Source organism: Kitasatospora cinereorecta, assembly GCF_024172095.1.
In the GTDB taxonomy this organism is placed as follows: Bacteria; Actinomycetota; Actinomycetes; order Streptomycetales; family Streptomycetaceae; genus Kitasatospora; species Kitasatospora cinereorecta.
Genome location: NZ_JAMZDX010000005.1, coordinates 519,705 through 538,930 on the forward strand (window position 1 = coordinate 519,705; position 19,226 = coordinate 538,930).

Consider the following 19,226-nt stretch of genomic DNA (forward strand, 5'->3'; position numbering starts at 1 on the left):
GGCCCGCACCGCAGGCAACCGGACCGACCCGAACGGCACCGGACGCGAGGTCAGTCCCCGGGTGTTGGTGCCGGGCGGCGGTCCCTGGGGAGCCGGTGGGTGAACAGGAGCCCGGCGGCGGTGATCGCGGCACAGGCGAAGACGGCGGTCTTCAGCCCCTCGATCTGGGCGTCCTGGTAGTGCTCGACGATGGCGGTGGCCTCGGCGGGCGGGATCTCGGGATGCTGGGCGAGGGTCGCGGACAGCTGGTCGGCGGGGATGAAGGACAGGCCCGCCTCGATGTGGACGGTGGCCTGCCCGGCGACGGCCTGCGAGATCCGCGGGTCGGACTCGATCCGGCTGGTGACCGAACCGGCCAGGGCGCCGATCAGGATCGCGCCGATCAGCGCGGTGCCGAGCGAGGAGCCGAGGTTCTGGGCGGTGTACTGCAGGCCGCCGGCCTCGCTGCGGTCCCGTTCCGCCACGCTGGACTGGACGACGTTGCCGAGCTGCGACGCCAGCATGCCCATGCCGAGGCCGAGCAGCGCCATCGACCCGGCGAAGGAGGCACCGTTCAGTTCGGGCCCGATGGTGGTCATCAGCCAGAGCGTGGCGGCCAGCAGGACCAGCAGCCCGATCCGGACGATGGCCCGCGGCGAGGCGATCCGCAGCAGCAGCGAGCCGCACATCGAGGCGATCAGCATGGTCACCGAGACCGGCAGCAGTTTCAGTCCGGTCTCGAAGGCGTCGAGGCCCTGGACGACCTGGAGGTACAGCGGGATGACGAAGAACAGGCCGAGCAGGATGGTGTTCTGGTTGAACAGGGTGGCCAGCCCGGAGCGCAGCGGGTGGTTGCCGAACAGGTCCAGCGAGACCAGGGGTTCGTGCCCGGCCGCCTCCTGCCGCCGCTCCCACCGGCAGAAGGCGTAGAGCAGCCCCACGCCGAGCGCGATCGCGTACAGGGTCGGGGCGAAGCCGAGGACGGTGAACGGCGGGTTGCGCGGTTCGACCCAGCCCCAGGTGCCGCTCTGCAGCACGGCGAGGACGACCAGGGCGAGCCCGCCCGCGGAGAGGACCACGCCGACGGTGTCCAGCCGGGTGCGGCGGGGCGGCGTCCGCTCGGGCGGCACCCAGCGCATCAGCAGCAGGATCAGCGCCACCAGGACGACCTCGCCGGCGAACACCAGCCGCCAGGTGAGGTAGGTGGTGACCCAGCCGCCGAGCAGCGGTCCGACGGCGATGCCGGCCCCGGCCAGGCCGCCGATCACGCCGTACGCGACGGCCCGGTCCCGGCCGCGGTACGCGCCCGCGACCAGGGCCGCGAGGGCGGGCAGCACCAGCGCCGCGCCGAGCCCCTCGATGACCGACCAGCCGAGCGCCAGCACGCCGACGGTGGGTGCCACCGCGGTCAGTCCGGAGCCGACGCCGTACACGGCCAGGCCGACGACGAAGACCCGGCGGCGGCCGAACATGTCGCCCAGCTTGCCGCCGGTGAGCATGAAGGCCGCCATCACCAGGGTGTAGAGGGTGATGACGGCCTGGATCGCGGTCACCTCGGTGTCGAAGTCCTCGACCAGCTGACTGATCGACACGTTCATCACCGAGGCGTCCAGCACCATCAGGAACTGGGCCGTCCCGAGGACGATCAGGGCCCTCCAGCGGTTCACGGTGTCTCCCGGGCGACCGGGACGGGACAGCCGTCCCGTCAGCTGCTGAGGATGCGGGCCTTCTGGGCCGCGAACTCCTCCTCGGTCAGGACGCCCTGTTCCTTGAGCGCGGCGAGGTCCTTGAGCTGGTCGAGCTTGTCCTCCATGGTCGGCGCGGGCGCCGCGGCGGCGGGCGGGGGCGCCGCAGGCTGCGCCGGCGCCTGGACGTAGACGGTCTGGGGCTGCTGCGGCTCCTCCTGAGCCGCCCAGCGGCCGGCCTGGCGGCGGGAGACACGGTTGGAGACGGCGGTGGCCGTACCGGCGACGACCGCGGTGCGGGCGACACCTCGAAGCAGTCCGGGCATGGTTTCCTCCTGAGGAGTGGGAAACGGGGGATCCGGGGTCAGCCGGTGGCCTCGAGCGCGTCCAGCGCCTCGATCACGTCCTCGACCGGGATCCGGCCGCCCGCCACCATGCGGGCACCGGCCCGGCGCAGGGCGGCGGCCAGCGGCGCGGCCCACAGGTTCTCGTAGAGCAGGATCGCGGCGGAGTCGCCCGGGGCGAGCAGCGCACCGGCCTCCCCGATGTCCTCCTGGCCCACCAGCCCCGAGGAGACGCCCTCGAAGACGGTGAGGTCGAGCGCGCCGTCGCCGTTCACGTCGGCCAGTTCGATGCCGACCAGCGACCCGTCCTCCTCCTTCTTGACGAAGGTGAGGTCGAGGAGGCGGATGATGCCGCGGTCGACCAGGTCGACCAGCAGCGGCATCCCCTCGCCGGTCAGCCGGCTGCCGGGGAACTCGATGATCAGGTAGTCGATGGGGCCCGGCTCGGTGGTGCCGCCGGGCGCGTTGGTCAGATCGCTCACGTCAACTCCTGGAAAGTCGGCTCCTGGACGGTGAGACACGGGTACCGGCGGGGCCGGGCGCATGCCGACGGCCGGGTACCGTCTGCGACGCTATCCCGCCCCCGGGGGCCGACGGATCACCTGTTGGGGGTGAGCCTCCGGGGCCGTGACGTGGACCGATCGGCCGGTACGGCGTTTGCACCCCTTCCCCCGCCGCTCCACGATCGAAGGTGGGAACCCGCCGGAGGGACCGTGCGGCATCCGTGGTGGTGATCGTCATGAGCCCCGATCCGAGTCCCCGGCACGACGGCGGCGGCCCCGGCCCCGAACCGCCCGCCGCGGGCTCCGTGCTGGGCGGCCGGCTGCGGGTGCCGCCCGTCCCCGCGACCTTCGTCCGCCGCACCCGGCTGTCCGAACGCCTCACCCTGGGCCTGCGCGAACGCCCGTTGGCCCTGGTCAACGGCCCGGCCGGAGCCGGCAAGACCCTGCTGGTCTGCGACTGGGCGCGCACCGCCCCGCTGCCCGGACCGGCCGCCTGGCTCACCCTCGAACCCGGGGACAACACCCCCGGCGCGCTGTGGGCCTGCCTCACCGAGGCCCTGCGCCGCGCCGGCGCCGTCCCGCCCGGGCGGCTGCCCGCCGCCCCCGGCGCCGCGGCGACCGGCCCCGAGCTGCCCGGCCGGCTGGCCGACGCCCTCGCCGAACGCCCCGAGCCCCTGGTCCTGATCCTCGACGAGGCCGAACACCTCACCGACCCCGGCCTCGCCGCCGACCTGCACACCCTGCTGCGGCACGCCGGCGACGGGCTGCGCCTGGTCCTGATCAGCCGCACCGAACCGCCGCTGCCGCTCCACCGCTACCGGGCCGCCGACGAGATCACCGAGATCCGCGCCGCCGACCTCGCCTTCACCCCGGACGAGGCCGCCGTCCTGCTGCGCCGCCACGGCCTCGCGCTGTCCGCCGAAGGCGTCCGGGCACTGACCGAGCGCACCGAGGGCTGGGCCGCCGGGCTGCGGCTGTCCGCGCTGGCCGCCGAACACGCCCCGGACCGGGAGGGCTACCTCAAGGAGTTCGAGGCCGGGCACTCCACCATCGCGGACTTCCTGCTGGCCGAGGTCCTCGACGCCCAACCCGCCGCCACCCGCGACCTGCTGCTGCGCACCAGCGTCCTCGACCGCGCCCACCCCGCCCTGGCCGACGCGCTCACCGGCCGGCCCGACGGCGAGCGGATCCTCGACGAACTGGCCCACGCCAACGCCTTCGTCACCCCGATGGACCATTCCTGGTACCGGCTTCACCCGCTGTTCGCCGAGATCCTCCGGGTCCACCTGCGCGCCCGCCACCCCGGCCTCCAGCAGGAGCTGCACGGCACCGCCGCCCGCTGGCTGCACGCCGCCGACCTGCCCGACGAGGCACTGCGGCACGCCGCCGCGGCCGGCGAGTGGGAGCTCGCCGCCGGCTGGCTGGTCCGCGACCTCGCGCTCGGACGCTTCCTCACCGACCCCGGCCTCGCCGCCGCCCCGGGCCCTGGCGAATGTGGCCCGCTCTTCGCCGAACTGCCGCCGGACACCGGCGGCCCCGCCACCGAACTCGTCCGCGCCGCCCGCTCGCTGGCCGCCCGCGACGCCGACGCCGCCGTCCGCCACCTCGACCGCGCCGAGCGCCGGTCGACGGCGGGCACCGCGCAGGCAGCGGGGGTCGGGCTCGACGGCGACCGGCCCGACGGGGACGACCTCCGGCTCGGTGCGGCCCTGCTGCGGGTCGCCGCCGCCCGGCTCACCGGGGCCGTGGCCGACGCCGAGCGGGCCGCCGCCACCGCCGAGCGGCTGCTGCCCCGGGCCGCGGACCGCACCCGGCGCGACCGGCCGCAGTTCACCGCGCTGCTGGCGGTCGGGCTCGGCGCCGTCCGGCTCTGGGACGGGCGGATCGATGCCGCGCGCCAAGCGCTCGCCGGCGTGCTGCGGCCGACCGAGCCCGCCGAGCCCGCCGAGCCCGCTCCGACGGCGGGGGCCCCGGGGGTGGCCGCGGCCGCGCTGCCCGGACGGTACGAGGCGCTCGGACTGCTCGCGCTCGCCGAACTCTGGGACGGCGCCCCCGGCCGGGCCGAGGCCCACGCCCGGCGGGCGATCGCCGCGTACGAGCAGCTGGGCCTGCCCGAGACCGCCGACGGTGCCATCGCGCGCCTGGTGCTCGCCGAGGTCGCCGCCGAACGCGACGACCCGGCCGCCGCCCAGCTCGAACTGCAGCGCGCCGAATCCCTCGCCGACCACCCCGGCGACCGTCCCGGCGACCGGCTGCGTCGCACCGTGCTCGCCCTCACCCGGGCCCGGCTCGCCCTCCACCGCGGCGACCCGCACGGCGCCCTGGCCCTGCTCGGGCACACCCCGCCCCGGCCCGACCCCGAGGACGGGCACAGTCCCGAGCCGGACGAACAGCCGTGGACCGGGTCGCCCCGGGCCGAGAGCCGGGTCGCGGCCCTCGTCGCGGCGGCCCTGCTCGCGACCGGCGACGCGTCGGCCGCCCTGCTCGCGGCGGCCCGCGGCGGGAGCGACGGCGCGCTGGTGGCGGCGCGGGCCCACCTGCGGCTCGGGGACCCGGCGGCGGCCGTCGCCGCCCTGCCCCCCGAGGTCGGGCGGACGCCGGGCGCCGCCGTCCGGGCGCTGCTGGTACGGGCCGAGGCGAGCGCGGCGACGGGACACGACGCCGCGGCACAGCGCCCGTTCGCCCGGGCGCTGGCGGTGGCGCAGCCCGACCGGCTGCGGCGGGCGTTCGTGGAGGCGGGACCGTGGCCGGCGGCGTACCTGCGGAGCCGGCCCGGGCTCGGCGGACCGTACGGCTGGCTGCCCGCGGAGTTCCGGCCGCCTCAGGGGCCGGCCGGCGGTGCGGAGCCGCTCCCGGTCGAGCCGCTCAGCGAACGCGAACAGGAAGTGCTGCGCCGCGTCGCCGAGTTGATGTCGACGGTGGAGGTGGCCGCCGACCTCCACCTGTCGGTCAACACGGTCAAGACCCACCTGAAGAGCATCAACCGCAAGCTGTGCACCACCCGCCGCGCCGACGCGGTCCGCCGGGCCCGCCGACTGCGACTGCTGTAGGCGGCGCGGTCTCACCTCTGCCGGGTGATGCACCGAGCGGGTGGGGCCCGGGAGCATGGGAGGCCGGGAGGCGGCCATGCGCTACGAGTTCCGGATCGCGGGGACGGTGTCCGACGTCGTGCTCGACGAGGGCTTCCCCGAGTTCGAGAGCGCCGTGCTGGCCGGCCAGACCGTGCTGGTCGGCCGGATCGTGGACGAGGCCCACCTGTACGGGCTGCTCGCCCGGTTCCAGGCGCTGGGCCTGCGCGTGGTCGAACTGCGGCAGGTGCTCGAGCCGGAGGTCTCGCCGGAAGTCACGGAGTGAGCGCGCGACGTCGATGACGGAGGCCGGACGCCCCGGGTGGGGGTCCGGCCTCCGTCGTTCGTGTCTCCGTACGGGAGTCGGCGGTCCGGCGCGAGGTCACGCCAGGATGCGCGCCTTGGCGCGCTCGTACTCCTCCGGGGTGATGTCGCCGCTGCGCTTCAGCTCGGCGAGACGGGCCAACTCATCGGCGGTACTGGCGGGTTTGGTGTCCGCGGCGGTCTCCCGCACATAGCTGCGGAAGTCCTGCTCCGCCTGCTGGGCCCGGGCGGCCGCGCGCATGCCCATGCCCTTGCCCCGGGCGATCAGGTAGACGAACACACCGAGGAACGGCAGGAAGATCAGGAAGATGCACCAGCCGGCCTTCCCCCAGCCGTTCACGTTGTCGTCGCGGAAGAGATCGCCGAAGATCTGGAACAGCAACATGATCCACAGCACGAAGATGAAGAAGTACAACGTGGTGAGGAAGATGTCGAGCAGCGGATAGTCGTGCATCGCCTGGCTCCCGTCGTCGGAAGTGCGCCGGCCCGGGGTACGGATGGACCGACACCCCTGGCCTCCACGCTCGCCGCCCACCCCCTCCCGCGCACCACCCCGCGCGGGTGATTCCTCTGCCAGGATGCCGTCATGATCACGGAGAATTCGGGCTGCGGGACATGCGGGGGGACGGTCGCACCGGACGGGCACTGCTGGGACTGCGGGGCGGCGCAGCCCGCGTACCGCGCCCACCTGGAGGTGGCCGCCGCGAACGGTGCGGCCGGCGTCAGCGACCGGGGGCGGCGACCGGAGGTGAACGCGGACGCGATGGTGCTCGTCGCGGTCGGCGCCTGGACGGTCGGCGTGGTGTGCGACGGGGTCTCGATGGCGCCCCGCGCCGAGCGCGCGGCCGTGGTGGCGGCGGAGGTCGGGGCCGCCGCGATCGCCGCCGGCCTGCGGGCGGGGGCGCTGCCGGAGACCGTGCTGGCGGATGCCGCCGTACGGGCCGGACGGGCGGTCACCGCGCTGGCCGCGGGGGCGGCGGGGACGGAGGCCGCGGCACCGGCCGGCGTGGGCGGTGCTCCGGCGTGCACGTTCGCCGCGGGCGTGGCCGGTCCGGAGGGCGTGTGGAGCTGCTGGGTCGGCGACAGCCGGGCGTACTGGCTGCCCGACGAGGGGCCCGGGATGGCCCTCACCGCCGACGACACCGGCGAACTCGAGGCGCTCACCGCCTGGTTGGGCGCCGACGCGGGCGATCCCGTACCGGGTGTCCGGAGCTACCGCCCGGCGGTGCCCGGACGGCTGCTGCTCTGCACCGACGGCCTCTGGCGCCACCTGCCCGGCCCCGCCGCCCTCCGCACGGTCCTCCCCGGGCCCGTCCCCCGCGACCTGCTCCCGGACGCCCGCACCCTGGTCGACCACGCCCTCGCCGCCGGCGGCGAGGACAACATCACCGCCGTCCTCGTCCCGGTCCCCGCCTGCGTACGCCCCGCCGCCCCCGCCTGAACCGCGCAGCGCCGGATGAGGACCTAGGGTGGGAGGCCGGGGGACTGCCCGGGTGAAGGAGTGCAGGGTGACCCGAGAGCCGGCGCCGCAGGTGTGGCCGAGTCTGCGGGCGCGGGACGCCCGGACGCTGATCCGTTTCCTGGTCGAGGCGTTCGGCTTCGAGGAGACGGTGGTGTACGGGGACGAGGAGCGGGTGCACCACGCCCAGCTGGCGTGGCCGCCGGGTGGCGGGGTGATGCTGGGGTCGGCGCGGGAGCCGGGCGCGGACGACCCGTGGCCGCTGCGGCCGGGGGCGTTCGGCGCGTACGTGGTGACCGACGAGCCGGACGCGCTGTACGGGCGGGCGGTGGCGGCCGGCGCCGAGGTGGTCGCGGCGCCGCACGACACCGACTACGGTTCGCGCGATTTCACGGTCCGCGACCCGGAGGGCAACCTGTGGGCGTTCGGCACCTACCGGGGCGAGCCGCGGAAGGCGTGAGCAGGGGTGTTGGCCGGTCGATGGGCCGGTCATCTACTCTGGTGGCGTGCTCATTCTCGTCAGCCGTCGCCACGTGGACCTGCTCCGCGTCACGAGCATGTCCTGTCGACGCTCCGGCTGACCCACTCTCCCCTGCCCTTTCTCGGGGCGCACACACCTTTCCCCGGCTCCGCTGACTCCCGCCGTATCGGGCGCGGCAGCGGCAGCGTCCCCGGCGACCGCCGGGCACCGCCGGGGCACCGATCCAGCGGATGTCACCCATGACGCAGCAGTCCCTTTCCACCGGCCTTCCCGTGATCGACCTGTCGCTCGCCGACGGTTCGCCCGAGGACCGGACCCGCCTGCACGACGCGCTCCGCGCGGCCGCCACCGACGTCGGCTTCTTCCAGCTGACCGGGCACGGCGTGACCGCGGCGGAGACGGCCGCCCTGACCGGCGCGATGCGGGCGTTCTTCGACCTTCCGGAGGCCGACCGGCTGGCCGTGAGCAATCTGAACTCGCCGCACTTCCGCGGGTACACCCGGACCGGCGACGAGCGGACCGGCGGCAGCCAGGACTGGCGCGACCAGCTGGACATCGGCGCCGAGCTGCCGCCGCACGTGCCCGGACCGGACGAGCCGCCGTACTGGTGGCTGGAGGGCCCCAACCAGTGGCCGGCGGCGCTGCCGGAGCTGCGCACCGCGGCGCTGAACTGGATCGACCGGCTGAGCGGGGTCGGCCGGCGGCTGCTGCACGAGCTGCTGTCCGCAATCGGCGCCGACCCGGGCTTCTACGACTACGCGTTCGCCGGCCACCCGCACCTGCGGCTCAAGCTGGTGCGCTACCCGGGCACCGCGCCGGACGGCGCCGGGCAGGGGGTCGGCACCCACAAGGACTACGGCTTCATCACCCTGCTGCTGCAGGACACCGTCGGCGGCCTCCAGGTGGAGCGGCCGGACGGGTCGTTCCTCGAAGTGCCGCCGATGGAGGGCGCGTTCGTGGTGAACCTGGGCGAGCTGCTGGAGGTCGCCACGGACGGCTACCTGAAGGCGACCAGCCACCGGGTGGTCAGCCCGCCGGGGGCCCGGGAGCGGTACTCGGTGCCGTTCTTCTACAACCCGCGGCTGGACGCCCACATCGAGCCGCTGGAGTTCCCGAGCGCGCACCACGCGCCGGGGGCGACGCAGGACCCGTCCAACCCGCTGTACGCGGAGTTCGGCCGCAACGAGCTCAAGGGCTACCTGCGCGCCCATCCCGAGGTGACCCGGCGCCACCACGCCGAGCTGCTGCCGCTCGGCTGACCCGCGAACGCCGGCGTCCCAAAGAGGGCGGCCGGCCCCGAAGACCTGTACGCGCCCCGGTTTGGAGAGTGCCGGGGCGCGTACAGCCGTGCCGTGGCGCACCCTTCCGGCGGCGGGCCGTCCCGGGCGCTCTCCCCGCTCCGGGACGGCCCTTCCGGAGTGGACTGCCGTACTGCGACGGTGTCACACTGCTGGTGTCACAGCAATACTGCTGCACCACCACGTTCGGGCACGGGGGCCGACCATGACCGCGACGCCGACCCGGCTGACCGTCGACGAACTGGCCGCCCGGGCCGGGGTGACGGTGCGCACGCTGCGCTTCTACAGCACCAAGGGCCTGCTGCCGCCGCCCGAGCTGGGGCCGCGCCGGGTCGGACTGTACGGGCCCGAGCACCTGGGCCGGCTGGAACTGATCGAGGAGCTGCAGCGCCAGGGCCTGACCCTGGCCGCGATCGAGCGCTACCTGGCCCAGCTGCCCGAGGACATCAACTCGCTCGACCTGGCGATCCACCGCGCCCTGGTCGCCTCCTGGACGCCGGAGACGGCGGAGGAGACCACCCGCGAGCAGGTGGAGCGGCGGGTGGGCCGCCCGCTGTCCGACGAGGACCTGGACCGGCTGGCCGCGATGGGCGCGCTGCACCGCACCGCGGACCCGGAGGTGTTCAAGACCGATCCCGGCCTGCTGCCGCTCGGCCTGCGGATCATGGACGTGCCGATCCCGCTGGAGACCCTGGTGGCGGCCCGTGCGGTGGTGCGGCTGCACAGCCAGGCCACCGCGCACGACCTGCACCGACTGTTCCGCGAGACGGTCTGGAAGCCGTACCTGGAGAGCGCGCCCGCGCCGCAGGAGCTGGAACGGATGAAAGCACTCGCCGACGGGATCCAGCCGGTGGTGGTGCAGGCGCTGGTCACCGCCTTCCAGCGCTCCCTCGCCGACGAGCTGGCCGCCCGCCCGGAGTGAGACCACCCCGACAGGCTCCCCACCGGGTCGGCGGGGAGCCTGTCGGGCACCCGGTCAGTCGCGGAAGGTGCGCCCCTCCTCCGCCATCTGCAGCAGCAGCGGCGGCGGGGTGAAGCGCTCGCCGTACGCGGCGGCCAGCTCACGGGCGCGGGCGACGAAGCCGGGCAGCCCGCCGTCGTAGCCGTTGATGTACTGCAGCACGCCGCCGGTCCAGGCCGGGAAGCCGATGCCGAGGACGGAGCCGACGTTGGCGTCGGCGACCGAGGTGAGGACGGACTCCTCCAGGCAGCGGACGGAGTCCAGCGCCTCGGCGAAGAGCATCCGCTCCTTCATGTCCTCGAACGGGATCTCCTTGCCCGGCTGGGTGAAGTGCTCGCGCAGACCGGGCCACAGGCGGGTGCGGCGGCCGTCCTCGTACTCGTAGAAGCCGGCGCCGCCGCTGCGGCCGGGGCGGTCGAACTCGTCGAGCATCCGGTCCATCACGAGGTCGCCGGGGTGCGGGGTCCAGCTGCCGCCGGACTCCTCGACGGCGCGGCGGGCCTCGTTGCGGATCTTGCGCGGCAGGGTGAGGGTGAGCTCGTCCAGCAGCGACAGGACCTTGGCGGGGTAGCCAGCCTGGGCGGCGGCCTGCTCGACCGAGACCGGGTCGAGACCCTCGCCGATCATCGCCACGCCCTCGTTGATGAACTGGCCGATGACCCGCGAGGTGAAGAAGCCGCGCGAGTCGTTGACCACGATCGGGGTCTTGCGGATCTGCCGGACCAGGTCGAAGGCGCGGGCCAGCGCCTCCTGGCCGGTCTGCGGACCGACGATGATCTCCACCAGCGGCATCTTGTCGACCGGCGAGAAGAAGTGCAGGCCGATGAAGTCGGCGGTGCGCTCCACGCCTTCGGCGAGCAGGCCGATCGGCAGGGTGGAGGTGTTGGAGCAGAGCAGCGCGTCGGGGGCGATGACGTCCTGGACCTCCTGGAACACCTTGTGCTTGAGCTCGACGTTCTCGAAGACGGCCTCGATCACGGCGTCGCAGCCGGCCAGGTCGGCGGCGTCCGCGGTCGGGGTGATCCGGGCGAGGAAGGCCTCGCGCTCCTCGGGGGTGGTCCGGCCGCGCGCCACGGCCTTGTCCAGCAGCCCGGCGGAGTAGGCCTTGCCGCGCTCGGCGGCCTCGATCGTGACGTCCTTGAGCAGCACCCGCATCCCGGCCTGGGCGCAGGAGTACGCGATGCCGGCGCCCATCATGCCGGCGCCGAGCACGGCGACCGTGGAGACGGTCCGGGCGGGGACGTCCTTGGGGCGGCCCGCACCGGAGTTGACCGCCTGCATGTCGAAGAAGAACGCCTGGATCATGTTCTTCGAGATCTGCCCGCAGGCCAGTTCGGCGAAGTAGCGGGCCTCGATCACCATCGCGGTGTCGATGTCGACCTGGGTGCTCTCCACCGCGGCGGCGAGGATGTTGCGGGGCGCCGGGTAGGGGGCGCCGGCCAGCTGCTTGCGCAGGTTGGCCGGGAAGGCGGGCAGGTTGGCGGCGAACGAGGGGTTGCTGGGGGTGCCGCCGGGGATCTTGTACCCCTTGACGTCCCAGGGCTGGACGGCCTCCGGGTTGGCGTCCACGAAGGCGCGGGCCTTGGCGAGCATCTCCTCGCGGGTGGCGGCGACCTCGTGCACCAGGCCGGCCTCCAGGGCCTGGGCCGGGCGGTACTGGCGGCCCTGCAGCAGCACCTTGAGCAGCGCGTCGGTGATGCCCATCAGCCGGACGGTGCGGACCACTCCGCCGCCGCCGGGCAGCAGGCCGAGGGTGACCTCGGGCAGGCCGATCTTGCTGCCGGGCGCGTCCAGGGCGATCCGGTGGTGGCAGGCCAGGGCGATCTCCAGGCCGCCGCCGAGCGCGGCGCCGTTGATCGCGGCGACCACCGGCTTGCCGAGGGTCTCCAGGGTGCGCAGCGCGCGCTTGATCCGCATCGAGTTGGCGAAGACGCCCTCGGCGTCCTCGGGCCCGACGGAGGAGAGCAGGCGCAGGTCACCGCCGGCGAAGAAGGTCTTCTTGGCGGAGGTGACGATGACGCCGCGCAGGCCCTCGGTGGCCGCCAGTCGCTCCACGGTCGCCTCCAGGGCGTCGGTGAAGGCGGCGTTCATGGTGTTGGCGGACTGCACCGGGTCGTCGAGGACGAGGGTGACCACTCCGTCCTGGTCCTGCTCCCAGCGGATGGCGGTGGCTTCGGTCATGGTGGAAGGTCTCCCGGGTCAGATGCGCTCGATGACGGTGGCGATGCCCATGCCGCCGCCGACGCAGAGGGTGGCCAGGCCGTAGCGCAGGTCGCGGCGCTCCAGCTCGTCGATCAGGGTGCCGATCAGCATCGCGCCGGTCGCCCCGAGCGGGTGGCCGAGGGCGATGGCGCCGCCGTTGACGTTCACCTGGTCGGGGCGGAAGCCGAGTTCGCGGATGAAGCGCAGCGCGACGGCGGCGAACGCCTCGTTGATCTCGACCAGGTCGATGTCGGCGGGGGTGAGGCCGGCCTTGGCGAGGGCCTTGCGGGTGGCGGGGGCCGGGCCGGTGAGCATGATGGTGGGCTCGGAGCCGGAGACGGCGGCCGAGACGATCCGGGCGCGCGGGGTGAGGCCGTAGCGCTCGCCGATCTCGCGGGAGCCGATGGCGACCAGGGCGGCGCCGTCGACGATGCCGGAGGAGTTGCCGGCGTGGTGGACGTGGTCGATCCGCTCCACCCAGTGGTACTTCTGCAGGGCGACGGCGTCGAAGCCGCCGGCCTCGCCGATCGCCGCGAAGGAGGGCTTGAGCCCGGCCAGCGACTCGACCGAGGTGCCGGGGCGGATGAACTCGTCGCGCTCCAGCACCACCAGGCCGTTGCGGTCGCGGACCGGCACCACCGAGCGGTCGAACAGGCCGTCGGCCTGGGCCTTGGCGGCGCGGGCCTGGGACTCGGCGGCGAAGGCGTCCACGTCGGTGCGGCTGAAGCCCTCGACGGTGGCGATCAGGTCGGCGCCGATGCCCTGCGGGACGAAGCCGGTCTCGTAGGCGGTCATCGGGTCGGCGAACCAGGCGCCGCCGTCGGAGCCCATCTTCACCCGGGACATCGACTCCACGCCGCCGGCCAGGATCAGGTCCTCCCAGCCCGAACGGACCTTGGCGGCAGCCAGGTTGACCGCCTCCAGGCCGGAGGCGCAGAAGCGGTTCTCCTGGACGCCGGCGACGGTGTCGGGCAGCCCGGCGGCGATGGCCGCGACCCGGGCGATGTCGGAGCCCTGGTCGCCGATCGGGGAGACCACGCCGAGCACGATGTCGTCGATCGCGGCCGGGTCCAGGGTCGGGAAGCGGCGGCGCAGTTCGTGGATCAGGCCGACCACCAGGTCGATCGGCTTGGTGCCGTGCAGCGAACCGGTGGCCTTGCCCCGGCCGCGTGGGGTGCGGATCGCGTCGTAGACGTACGCTTCGGTGGTCACGGTTGGGTGCCTTTCGCAGTGGGGAGACCGGGGGTCAGCCGAGGATGGAGCGGCCGATGATCTCTTTCATGATCTCGGTGGTGCCGCCGTAGATGGTCTGGATCCGGCCGTCGGTGAACGCCCTGGCGACCGGGTACTCGCTCATGTATCCGTACCCGCCGTGGAGTTGGAGGCATCGGTCGGCGGCCCGCTTCTGCAGTTCGGTGGCCCACCACTTGGCCATCGAGGCGTCCACCGGGGTCAGCGCGTACCGGTTCAGCTCGGTGATGCAGCGGTCCACGAAGGTCCGGGTGACCGCGCACTCGGTGGCCAGCTCGGCGATCTCGAAGCGGACGTGCTGGAGCTTGGCGAGCGGCTTGCCGAAGGCGGTGCGCTGCTTGACGTACGCGGTGGTGAGCTCGAGCAGGTGCTCGGCGCCGGCGATGGCGGAGACCGCGATGGCCAGGCGCTCCTGGGCGAGGTTGCGCATCAGGTACAGGAAGCCCTGGTTCACCTCGCCGAGCAGGTTCTCCTTGGGGACGCGGACGTCGTGGAAGAACAACTCCGCGGTGTCCTGGGCCTTCTGGCCGATCTTGTCCAGGTTGCGGCCGCGTTCGAATCCCTCGGTGCCGCGCTCGACCGCCAGCAGGCTCAGGCCGTGCGCGCCGCCCTCCGGGGTGGTCTTCGCGACCACGATCACCAGGTCGGCCAGGATGCCGTTGGAGATGAAGGTCTTGGCGCCGTTCAGCAGGTAGTGGTCGCCCTGGTCGGTCGCGGTGGTGCGGATGCCCTGCAGGTCGGAGCCGGCGTCGGGCTCGGTCATCGCGATCGCGGTGATCAGCTCGCCGCTGCAGAAGCCGGGCAGCCAGCGCTGCTTCTGCTCCTCGGTGGCGAGCGAGGTCAGGTACGGGCCGATGATGTCGTTGTGCAGGCCGAGCGCGAGGCCGCTGGCCCCGGCCCGGACGAACTCCTCCGCCAGCACCGCGGCGAAGCGGAAGTCGGGCGTGCCGCCGCCGCCGTACTCCTCGGGGACGGCGAGGCCGAGCAGGCCGGCCTTCCCGGCGGCCAGCCAGGCGGAGCGGTCCACGATCCCGGCCCGCTCCCAGCGGTCGTGGTGCGGGAGCACCTCCTTGGCGAGGAAGGCCTTGACGGTCTCCCGGAAGGCCTCGTGCTCCTCGGTGTAGAGCTCGCGCTGCACGGTGGGTGGTTCCTCTCGCGGAAGGGGGGCGCTCAGGACGGGTCGAGCCCGGGGACGGCCCAGTCGCGGGCCACCTCGGCAGTGTGCTCGCCCGGCCGGGCGGGTGGGCGGCGCAGCGCGCCGGGGGTGGCGGAGAAGCGCGGCGCGGGGGCGGGCTGGGTGTGGCCCTGCCGGGTGGTGTAGGTGCCGCGGGCGGTCAGGTGCGGGTGTTCGGCGGCCTGGCGCATCGAGAGCACCGGGGCCACGCAGGCGTCGGACCCTTCGAAGACTGCGGTCCACTCGGCCGTGGTGCGGGTGGCGAAGCGGGCGGCGATGTCGTCCCGCAGCCCGGGCCACAGCGCGAAGTCGCCCCGGTCGGGGGCGTCCTTGCCGAGTTCCAGCAGTTCGGTGAACTCGTCCCAGAACTGCGGCTCCAGGGCGCCCACCGCCATGTACCCGCCGTCCGAGGTGCGGTAGGTGCCGTAGAAGGGCGCGCCTCCGTCGAGCAGGTTGACGCCGCGGCGGTCGTGCCACTGGCCCGCCGCGAGCAGGCCCCAGAGCAGCGTGGTGAGGTGGGCGGCGCCGTCCACGACGGCCGCGTCCACCACCTGTCCGGTGCCGGTGTCGCGGGCATGGTGCAGGGCGGCGAGCAGGCCGACGACGAGGTAGAGCGAGCCGCCGGCGTAGTCGCCGAGGAGGTTGGCGGGGATCGCCGGGGGCCCGTCCGGCTCGCCGATCATGCCGAGGACGCCGGCGGTCGCCAGGTAGCCGATGTCGTGGCCGGCCCGGGGGGCGAGCGGCCCGTCCTGTCCCCAGCCGGTCATCCGGCCGTAGACCAGGGCGGGGTTGCGGGCCAGGCAGGCTTCGGGGCCGACGCCGAGCCGTTCGGCGACGCCGGGGCGGTAGCCCTCGATCAGCAGGTCGGCCCGGGCGGCCAGGTCGAGCACCAGGTCCGCGCCGCCGGGCGACTTGAGGTCGACCACCACGGAGCGCTTGTTGCGGTTGGTGAGGTCGTCCGCCGGGGCGGGGCCGAGCGCGGGCGGTCCGGGGCGGTCGACCCGGACCACGTCGGCGCCCAGGTCGGCCAGCAGCATGGCGGCGAACGGGCCGGGCCCGATGCCGGCCAGTTCCAGCACGCGCACCCCGGCGAGCGGGCCCATCGGCTCTCCCTCGATGTTTGACAGTGAAGCTGTCACAGTCGTGATGATAGATAGGTGACCCGCCGGTAACAAGGGCCTCGGGCGACGGGTCGGCCAGCTCTTGCCAACCGCGGCCGGCGGGCGGATTCTGGGGGCTGACGATCTCCTCGCCGAGAAGGTGATCCACGATGCGCAACCACTGGATCGTCGACCTCAACTTCGAAGAGGACGACAACCGCACCACCTGCACCGCCTCGCTGAGCGGCTTCAGCGCCCCCGGCGTCCGGGGGATCGGCATCGCCCGCCGCAACCCCGACGACTCCCCCGACTCCACCATCGGCGAGGAACTCGCGGCCGCCCGGGCCTGCTCCAACCTGGCCCACGAACTGGTCGACAAGGCCGCCGGTGGGATCGAGAACCGCACCCACCAGCAGGCCCACCTGATCTTCTGACCCCCAGCGGGGCGCAGATCCGGCTCCCCCGCGCGAGGGAGCCGGATCGGGACCAGGAACGACGCGGCGCCCGCCGGCCGCCGGGAGAGTCGAGGTCATGGACCTCACCTCCGGCGGCACGGCGCGCCGCCTCCTGGCCGGCGTCGCGGTCGCCGCCACCGCGCCCTATCTGACGCTCAAACTGCTCTGGCTGTCCGGCTCCACCGTCGGCGTGGTCGGCGCCGGCTTCACCGACGACTCCACGCTCTGGGTGCTCAACCTGCTCACCTTCGCCATGGACGCGGTCGCGGTCGCCCTGGCGCTGGCCTTCGTCCGCCCCTGGGGCCGCCGACTGCCCGCCGCGCTGCCGGTCTTCCCGATGTGGGTGGCCACCGGCCTGCTCGCCACCCTGATCGCCGCCCTGGCACTCACCCTCGGCGCCGACGCCCTGCTCGGCCCCGAGCCGTCGCACGGGCAGCAGGCCTGGCTGCGGCCCTGGGTGTACGCGCTGGTGTACGGCGGCTTCGCCGTCCAGGGCGTCACCCTGCTCGCCGGGTTCGCGCTGTACGCCCGCGAGCGGTGGGCGGCGCTGCTGCGCGAGCGGATCGGCGGGCTGCCGCGCACCTCGACGCTGCCCCTGCAGCGCGTCCTGGCCTGCGCGGCGGCCGTCCTGGCGGCGCCGGCGGTCGGCCTCCACCTGCTGTGGTCGGTCGGCGGCACGCTCGGGCTGGCGGCGGGCACCGCGGCCGAGGCCGGGCGGGGGCTGCGGCTCACCCAGGGGGTGTCGGGCCTCGCGGCGGCGGTGGCGTGCGCGGCGGCCCTCGCCCTGGCGTTCCGGTGGCGGCCGGAGCGGCGACTGGCGCCGCTGCTGGCCACCGGATGGGTCACGGGCGGCTCGATGTTCGCCTGGGGCGCCTGGATCTTCCTGGCGGACGCCGTCTCGGCGGGCGCCGGGGCGGAGCGTACCGTCCCCGCCGCCACCCTGCTGGCCGACGCCGCCCAGGTGGCCGGCGGACTGTTCCTGCTGGTGATCGGCGCCCTCACCCTGGTCGAACACGCGTCTGCGCGGGCTGACATAGAGTCAGCCGGGTGAGCGCACTGATCGGACGGCGGGCGGCCCTGCGCTGGGTCCATCTGGTGCTCGGCGGCGCCCTGTTGACGCCGTTCTTCCTGCTGGCCCTGGTCGTGGTGACCACCGCCGCCCCGGGCGGCGGCCCGCGCCACACCGCCCTGCTGCAGTTCGCCGCGTTCACCGTGGCACTGCCGGCGGCCGCCGTCACCGCCCTGGTGCCGGTGGTGCGGGTGCTGGAATCCGCCGCCGCGCGGGCCCTGTGTGCGGGCGCGGCCGGTGAACTCGCGACCGCGCCGGCCCGCTCCTGGTCGGCGCGCCGCCGCACCGCGCTCTGGTTCGTGCTGCACCTGAGCCTCGGCGGGGTGGTCTCCGGAATGTCACTGGCCGTCCCGCCCGCCGTGCTCACCCTGCTGCTGGACCCGGACAACGCCGGCCTGGAACGCTACTTCGGCCCGCACCCGCCCGCCCTGCCCCTGGCGGCCGGCCTGCTGGCCCTGCCCGTCCTGGTCAGCGCGGGCGCCGGGGCGGCCCTGGCCCGCACCGCCCCGCACCTGCTCGGCCCGACCCCGGCCGAGCGACTGGCCGAGGCCGAGCAGCGGGCCGTAGTACTAGCCCAACGCAACAGGCTGGCACGGGAGTTGCACGACTCGGTGGGGCACGCGCTGAGCGCGGTCTCACTGCAGGCCGCCGCCGCCCGGCGGGTGCTGGACCGCGACCCGGCCTTCGCCGCCGAGGCGCTGGCCGCGATCGAGGAGACCGCGCGCGCCGCAGTCGCCGAACTGGACACCGTGCTCGGCCTGCTGCGCGAGGAGGAGGTCACCGGCAGCGGCGGCCCCACCCTGGCCCACCTGGACGTCCTGCTGCGCCAACTCGCCCTCACCGGTGTCACCGTCACCACCGAACTCGGGCCCGGCATCACCGACCTGGCCGATCTGGACGGGACCCTCTCCCGCGAGGCGTACCGGATCGTCCAGGAGGGGCTCAGCAACGTCCTGCGGCACGCCGGGCCGGTGCGGGCCGACCTCAGGATCGACCGAAGGGAAGGACACCTCGACGTGGAACTGACCAACCCGATCGGCGCCGGACGCCCCGGCCGGCCCGGCGGCGGACGCGGCCTGCGCGGGCTCGCCGAGCGGGCCGACGCGCTGCGCGGCCGCTTCACCGCCGGCCCGGTGGACTCCGGCACCGCCTGGCGCCTGGCCGCCGAACTCCCGCTGGACGCCCTGGACGGCCGCCCGTGATCAGCGTGGTGATCGCCGACGACGAGCGACTGGTGCGCACCGGCCTGCGGGTGGTGCTGGAGGCCGAGCCCGACCTGCGGGTGGTCGGCGAGGCCGCGAGCGGCGACGAAGTGGTGCCACTGGTACGCGAACTGCGGCCCGACGTGGTGCTGATGGACGTCCGGATGCCCCGGGTGGACGGCATCCGCGCCACCGAGCGGCTGGTCGCCGGAGACGGACCGGTGCCGCGGATCCTGGTGGTCACCACCTTCGAGAACGACGACTACGTGTACGAGGCGCTGCGCGCGGGCGCGGCCGGCTTCCTGCTGAAGCGGGCCCGCGCGGAGGAGATGGTGCACGCCGTCCGGCTCGCCGCGCACGGCGACTCGCTGCTCTTCCCGGCGGCGGTGCGCGACCTCGCCGCCCACCGCGAGCTCCGCCGGACCGCCGACCACCGGACCGCCGGCCACCGGATCGACCGCCTAACCGAGCGTGAGGGCGAAGTGCTCAGGCTGATCACCGCCGGACTGACCAACGGGGAGATCGCCGAACGGCTGCTGATCGGCACCGAGACGGTGAAGACGCACGTCGGGGCGGTGCTGGCCAAGCTCGGCGCCCGCGACCGCACCCAGGCGGTGATCGCCGCGTACGAGTCGGGATTCGTCCGGCCGCGATGACCCTACGACGCCTCC

General features: G+C 74.4%; 18 protein-coding genes. 10 read left to right on the plus strand and 8 right to left on the minus strand.

What is annotated here, in order from left to right:
• Positions 1-50 precede the first annotated feature (50 nt).
• Genes FHR36_RS27970 through FHR36_RS27980 form a run of 3 tightly spaced genes read right to left on the minus strand, consistent with a single transcriptional unit; the run spans position 51 to position 2,391 of the window.
• Complete coding sequence (locus FHR36_RS27970; protein WP_253801514.1) at positions 51-1,646, minus strand: MFS transporter; 1,596 nt, start codon at positions 1,644-1,646, stop codon at positions 51-53.
• A gap of 38 nt (positions 1,647-1,684) precedes the next feature.
• A complete protein-coding gene (locus FHR36_RS27975) occupies positions 1,685-1,990 on the minus strand; it encodes an SHOCT domain-containing protein (protein ID WP_253801516.1) in 306 nt (101 codons plus the stop codon).
• Positions 1,991-2,028: 38 nt separating this feature from the next.
• Positions 2,029-2,391, minus strand: coding sequence for a DUF6325 family protein (locus tag FHR36_RS27980; protein ID WP_253801984.1), 363 nt, complete (start codon positions 2,389-2,391; stop codon positions 2,029-2,031).
• A 356-nt stretch (positions 2,392-2,747) separates the two neighbouring features.
• On the opposite strand from FHR36_RS27980, the gene FHR36_RS27985 reads away from it, so the two are divergent.
• Together FHR36_RS27985 and FHR36_RS27990 are read left to right on the plus strand one after the other, a co-directional pair.
• On the plus strand, positions 2,748-5,561 hold the full coding sequence (locus FHR36_RS27985) for a helix-turn-helix transcriptional regulator (protein WP_253801517.1): 2,814 nt from the start codon (positions 2,748-2,750) through the stop codon (positions 5,559-5,561).
• A 76-nt stretch (positions 5,562-5,637) separates the two neighbouring features.
• A complete protein-coding gene (locus FHR36_RS27990; RefSeq protein ID WP_253801520.1) occupies positions 5,638-5,865 on the plus strand; it encodes a DUF8691 family protein in 228 nt (75 codons plus the stop codon).
• A 96-nt stretch (positions 5,866-5,961) separates the two neighbouring features.
• Here FHR36_RS27990 and FHR36_RS27995 read toward each other — a convergent pair whose 3' ends face one another.
• Positions 5,962-6,357, minus strand: a complete 396-nt coding sequence (locus tag FHR36_RS27995) for an SHOCT domain-containing protein (protein ID WP_253801522.1) — start codon at positions 6,355-6,357, stop codon at positions 5,962-5,964.
• Between the two features lie 132 nt (positions 6,358-6,489).
• Here FHR36_RS27995 and FHR36_RS28000 point away from each other — a divergent pair, with 132 nt between their 5' ends.
• From FHR36_RS28000 to FHR36_RS28015, 4 genes are all read left to right on the plus strand, one after another.
• Positions 6,490-7,344 (plus strand): PP2C family protein-serine/threonine phosphatase, encoded by an 855-nt coding sequence (locus tag FHR36_RS28000; protein ID WP_253801524.1) that lies wholly within the window; start codon positions 6,490-6,492, stop codon positions 7,342-7,344.
• 67 nt (positions 7,345-7,411) lie between these two features.
• Positions 7,412-7,822, plus strand: a complete 411-nt coding sequence (locus tag FHR36_RS28005) for a VOC family protein (RefSeq protein WP_253801525.1) — start codon at positions 7,412-7,414, stop codon at positions 7,820-7,822.
• 260 nt (positions 7,823-8,082) lie between these two features.
• Positions 8,083-9,102 carry an isopenicillin N synthase family dioxygenase gene (locus FHR36_RS28010; protein WP_253801526.1) on the plus strand — a complete coding sequence of 340 codons (1,020 nt, stop codon included), beginning with the start codon at positions 8,083-8,085 and terminating at the stop codon, positions 9,100-9,102.
• A 244-nt stretch (positions 9,103-9,346) separates the two neighbouring features.
• Positions 9,347-10,063, plus strand: coding sequence for a MerR family transcriptional regulator (locus tag FHR36_RS28015; RefSeq protein WP_253801527.1), 717 nt, complete (start codon positions 9,347-9,349; stop codon positions 10,061-10,063).
• Positions 10,064-10,117: 54 nt separating this feature from the next.
• On the opposite strand, the gene FHR36_RS28020 is transcribed toward FHR36_RS28015, so the two are convergent.
• From FHR36_RS28020 to FHR36_RS28035, 4 genes are read right to left on the minus strand one after another with little or no spacing between them, the layout of a single operon-like run.
• On the minus strand, positions 10,118-12,283 hold the full coding sequence (locus FHR36_RS28020; RefSeq protein ID WP_253801529.1) for a 3-hydroxyacyl-CoA dehydrogenase NAD-binding domain-containing protein: 2,166 nt from the start codon (positions 12,281-12,283) through the stop codon (positions 10,118-10,120).
• 18 nt (positions 12,284-12,301) lie between these two features.
• The gene (locus FHR36_RS28025; protein WP_253801530.1) at positions 12,302-13,516 is read right to left on the minus strand and encodes an acetyl-CoA C-acetyltransferase; all 1,215 of its coding nucleotides are present in this window, start codon (positions 13,514-13,516) and stop codon (positions 12,302-12,304) included.
• Between the two features lie 34 nt (positions 13,517-13,550).
• The gene (locus tag FHR36_RS28030; protein ID WP_253801532.1) at positions 13,551-14,693 is read right to left on the minus strand and encodes an acyl-CoA dehydrogenase family protein; all 1,143 of its coding nucleotides are present in this window, start codon (positions 14,691-14,693) and stop codon (positions 13,551-13,553) included.
• A gap of 32 nt (positions 14,694-14,725) precedes the next feature.
• A complete protein-coding gene (locus FHR36_RS28035) occupies positions 14,726-15,832 on the minus strand; it encodes a CaiB/BaiF CoA transferase family protein (protein ID WP_253801986.1) in 1,107 nt (368 codons plus the stop codon).
• 167 nt (positions 15,833-15,999) lie between these two features.
• Between FHR36_RS28035 and FHR36_RS28040 the strand changes: the two genes are divergently transcribed.
• The 4 genes from FHR36_RS28040 to FHR36_RS28055 all read left to right on the plus strand — a co-directional run bounded on the left by FHR36_RS28040 (position 16,000) and on the right by FHR36_RS28055 (position 19,211).
• Positions 16,000-16,263, plus strand: a complete 264-nt coding sequence (locus FHR36_RS28040) for a DUF1876 domain-containing protein (RefSeq protein ID WP_253801534.1) — start codon at positions 16,000-16,002, stop codon at positions 16,261-16,263.
• 97 nt (positions 16,264-16,360) lie between these two features.
• Positions 16,361-17,335, plus strand: coding sequence for a hypothetical protein (locus tag FHR36_RS28045; RefSeq protein WP_253801536.1), 975 nt, complete (start codon positions 16,361-16,363; stop codon positions 17,333-17,335).
• Positions 17,332-18,555: a sensor histidine kinase gene (locus tag FHR36_RS28050; RefSeq protein ID WP_253801538.1), complete on the plus strand. Its 1,224-nt coding sequence runs from the start codon at positions 17,332-17,334 to the stop codon at positions 18,553-18,555. The genes FHR36_RS28045 and FHR36_RS28050 overlap by 4 nt, the downstream gene beginning before the upstream one ends.
• Positions 18,552-19,211, plus strand: a complete 660-nt coding sequence (locus tag FHR36_RS28055) for a response regulator transcription factor (protein ID WP_253801541.1) — start codon at positions 18,552-18,554, stop codon at positions 19,209-19,211. The genes FHR36_RS28050 and FHR36_RS28055 overlap by 4 nt, the downstream gene beginning before the upstream one ends.
• The last annotated feature ends 15 nt before the right edge of the window (positions 19,212-19,226 follow it).

Coding starts and splice junctions, on each gene's coding strand:
- FHR36_RS28020 (WP_253801529.1), bottom strand. CDS start 12,283: ATGACCGAAGCCACCGCCATCCGCTGGGAGCAGGACCAGGACGGAGTG.
- FHR36_RS28010 (WP_253801526.1), top strand. CDS start 8,083: ATGACGCAGCAGTCCCTTTCCACCGGCCTTCCCGTGATCGACCTGTCG.
- FHR36_RS28035 (WP_253801986.1), bottom strand. CDS start 15,832: ATGGGCCCGCTCGCCGGGGTGCGCGTGCTGGAACTGGCCGGCATCGGG.
- FHR36_RS28040 (WP_253801534.1), top strand. CDS start 16,000: ATGCGCAACCACTGGATCGTCGACCTCAACTTCGAAGAGGACGACAAC.
- FHR36_RS27975 (WP_253801516.1), bottom strand. CDS start 1,990: ATGCCCGGACTGCTTCGAGGTGTCGCCCGCACCGCGGTCGTCGCCGGT.
- FHR36_RS27990 (WP_253801520.1), top strand. CDS start 5,638: ATGCGCTACGAGTTCCGGATCGCGGGGACGGTGTCCGACGTCGTGCTC.
- FHR36_RS27995 (WP_253801522.1), bottom strand. CDS start 6,357: ATGCACGACTATCCGCTGCTCGACATCTTCCTCACCACGTTGTACTTC.
- FHR36_RS28045 (WP_253801536.1), top strand. CDS start 16,361: ATGGACCTCACCTCCGGCGGCACGGCGCGCCGCCTCCTGGCCGGCGTC.
- FHR36_RS28015 (WP_253801527.1), top strand. CDS start 9,347: ATGACCGCGACGCCGACCCGGCTGACCGTCGACGAACTGGCCGCCCGG.
- FHR36_RS27985 (WP_253801517.1), top strand. CDS start 2,748: ATGAGCCCCGATCCGAGTCCCCGGCACGACGGCGGCGGCCCCGGCCCC.
- FHR36_RS27980 (WP_253801984.1), bottom strand. CDS start 2,391: ATGCCGCTGCTGGTCGACCTGGTCGACCGCGGCATCATCCGCCTCCTC.
- FHR36_RS28000 (WP_253801524.1), top strand. CDS start 6,490: ATGATCACGGAGAATTCGGGCTGCGGGACATGCGGGGGGACGGTCGCA.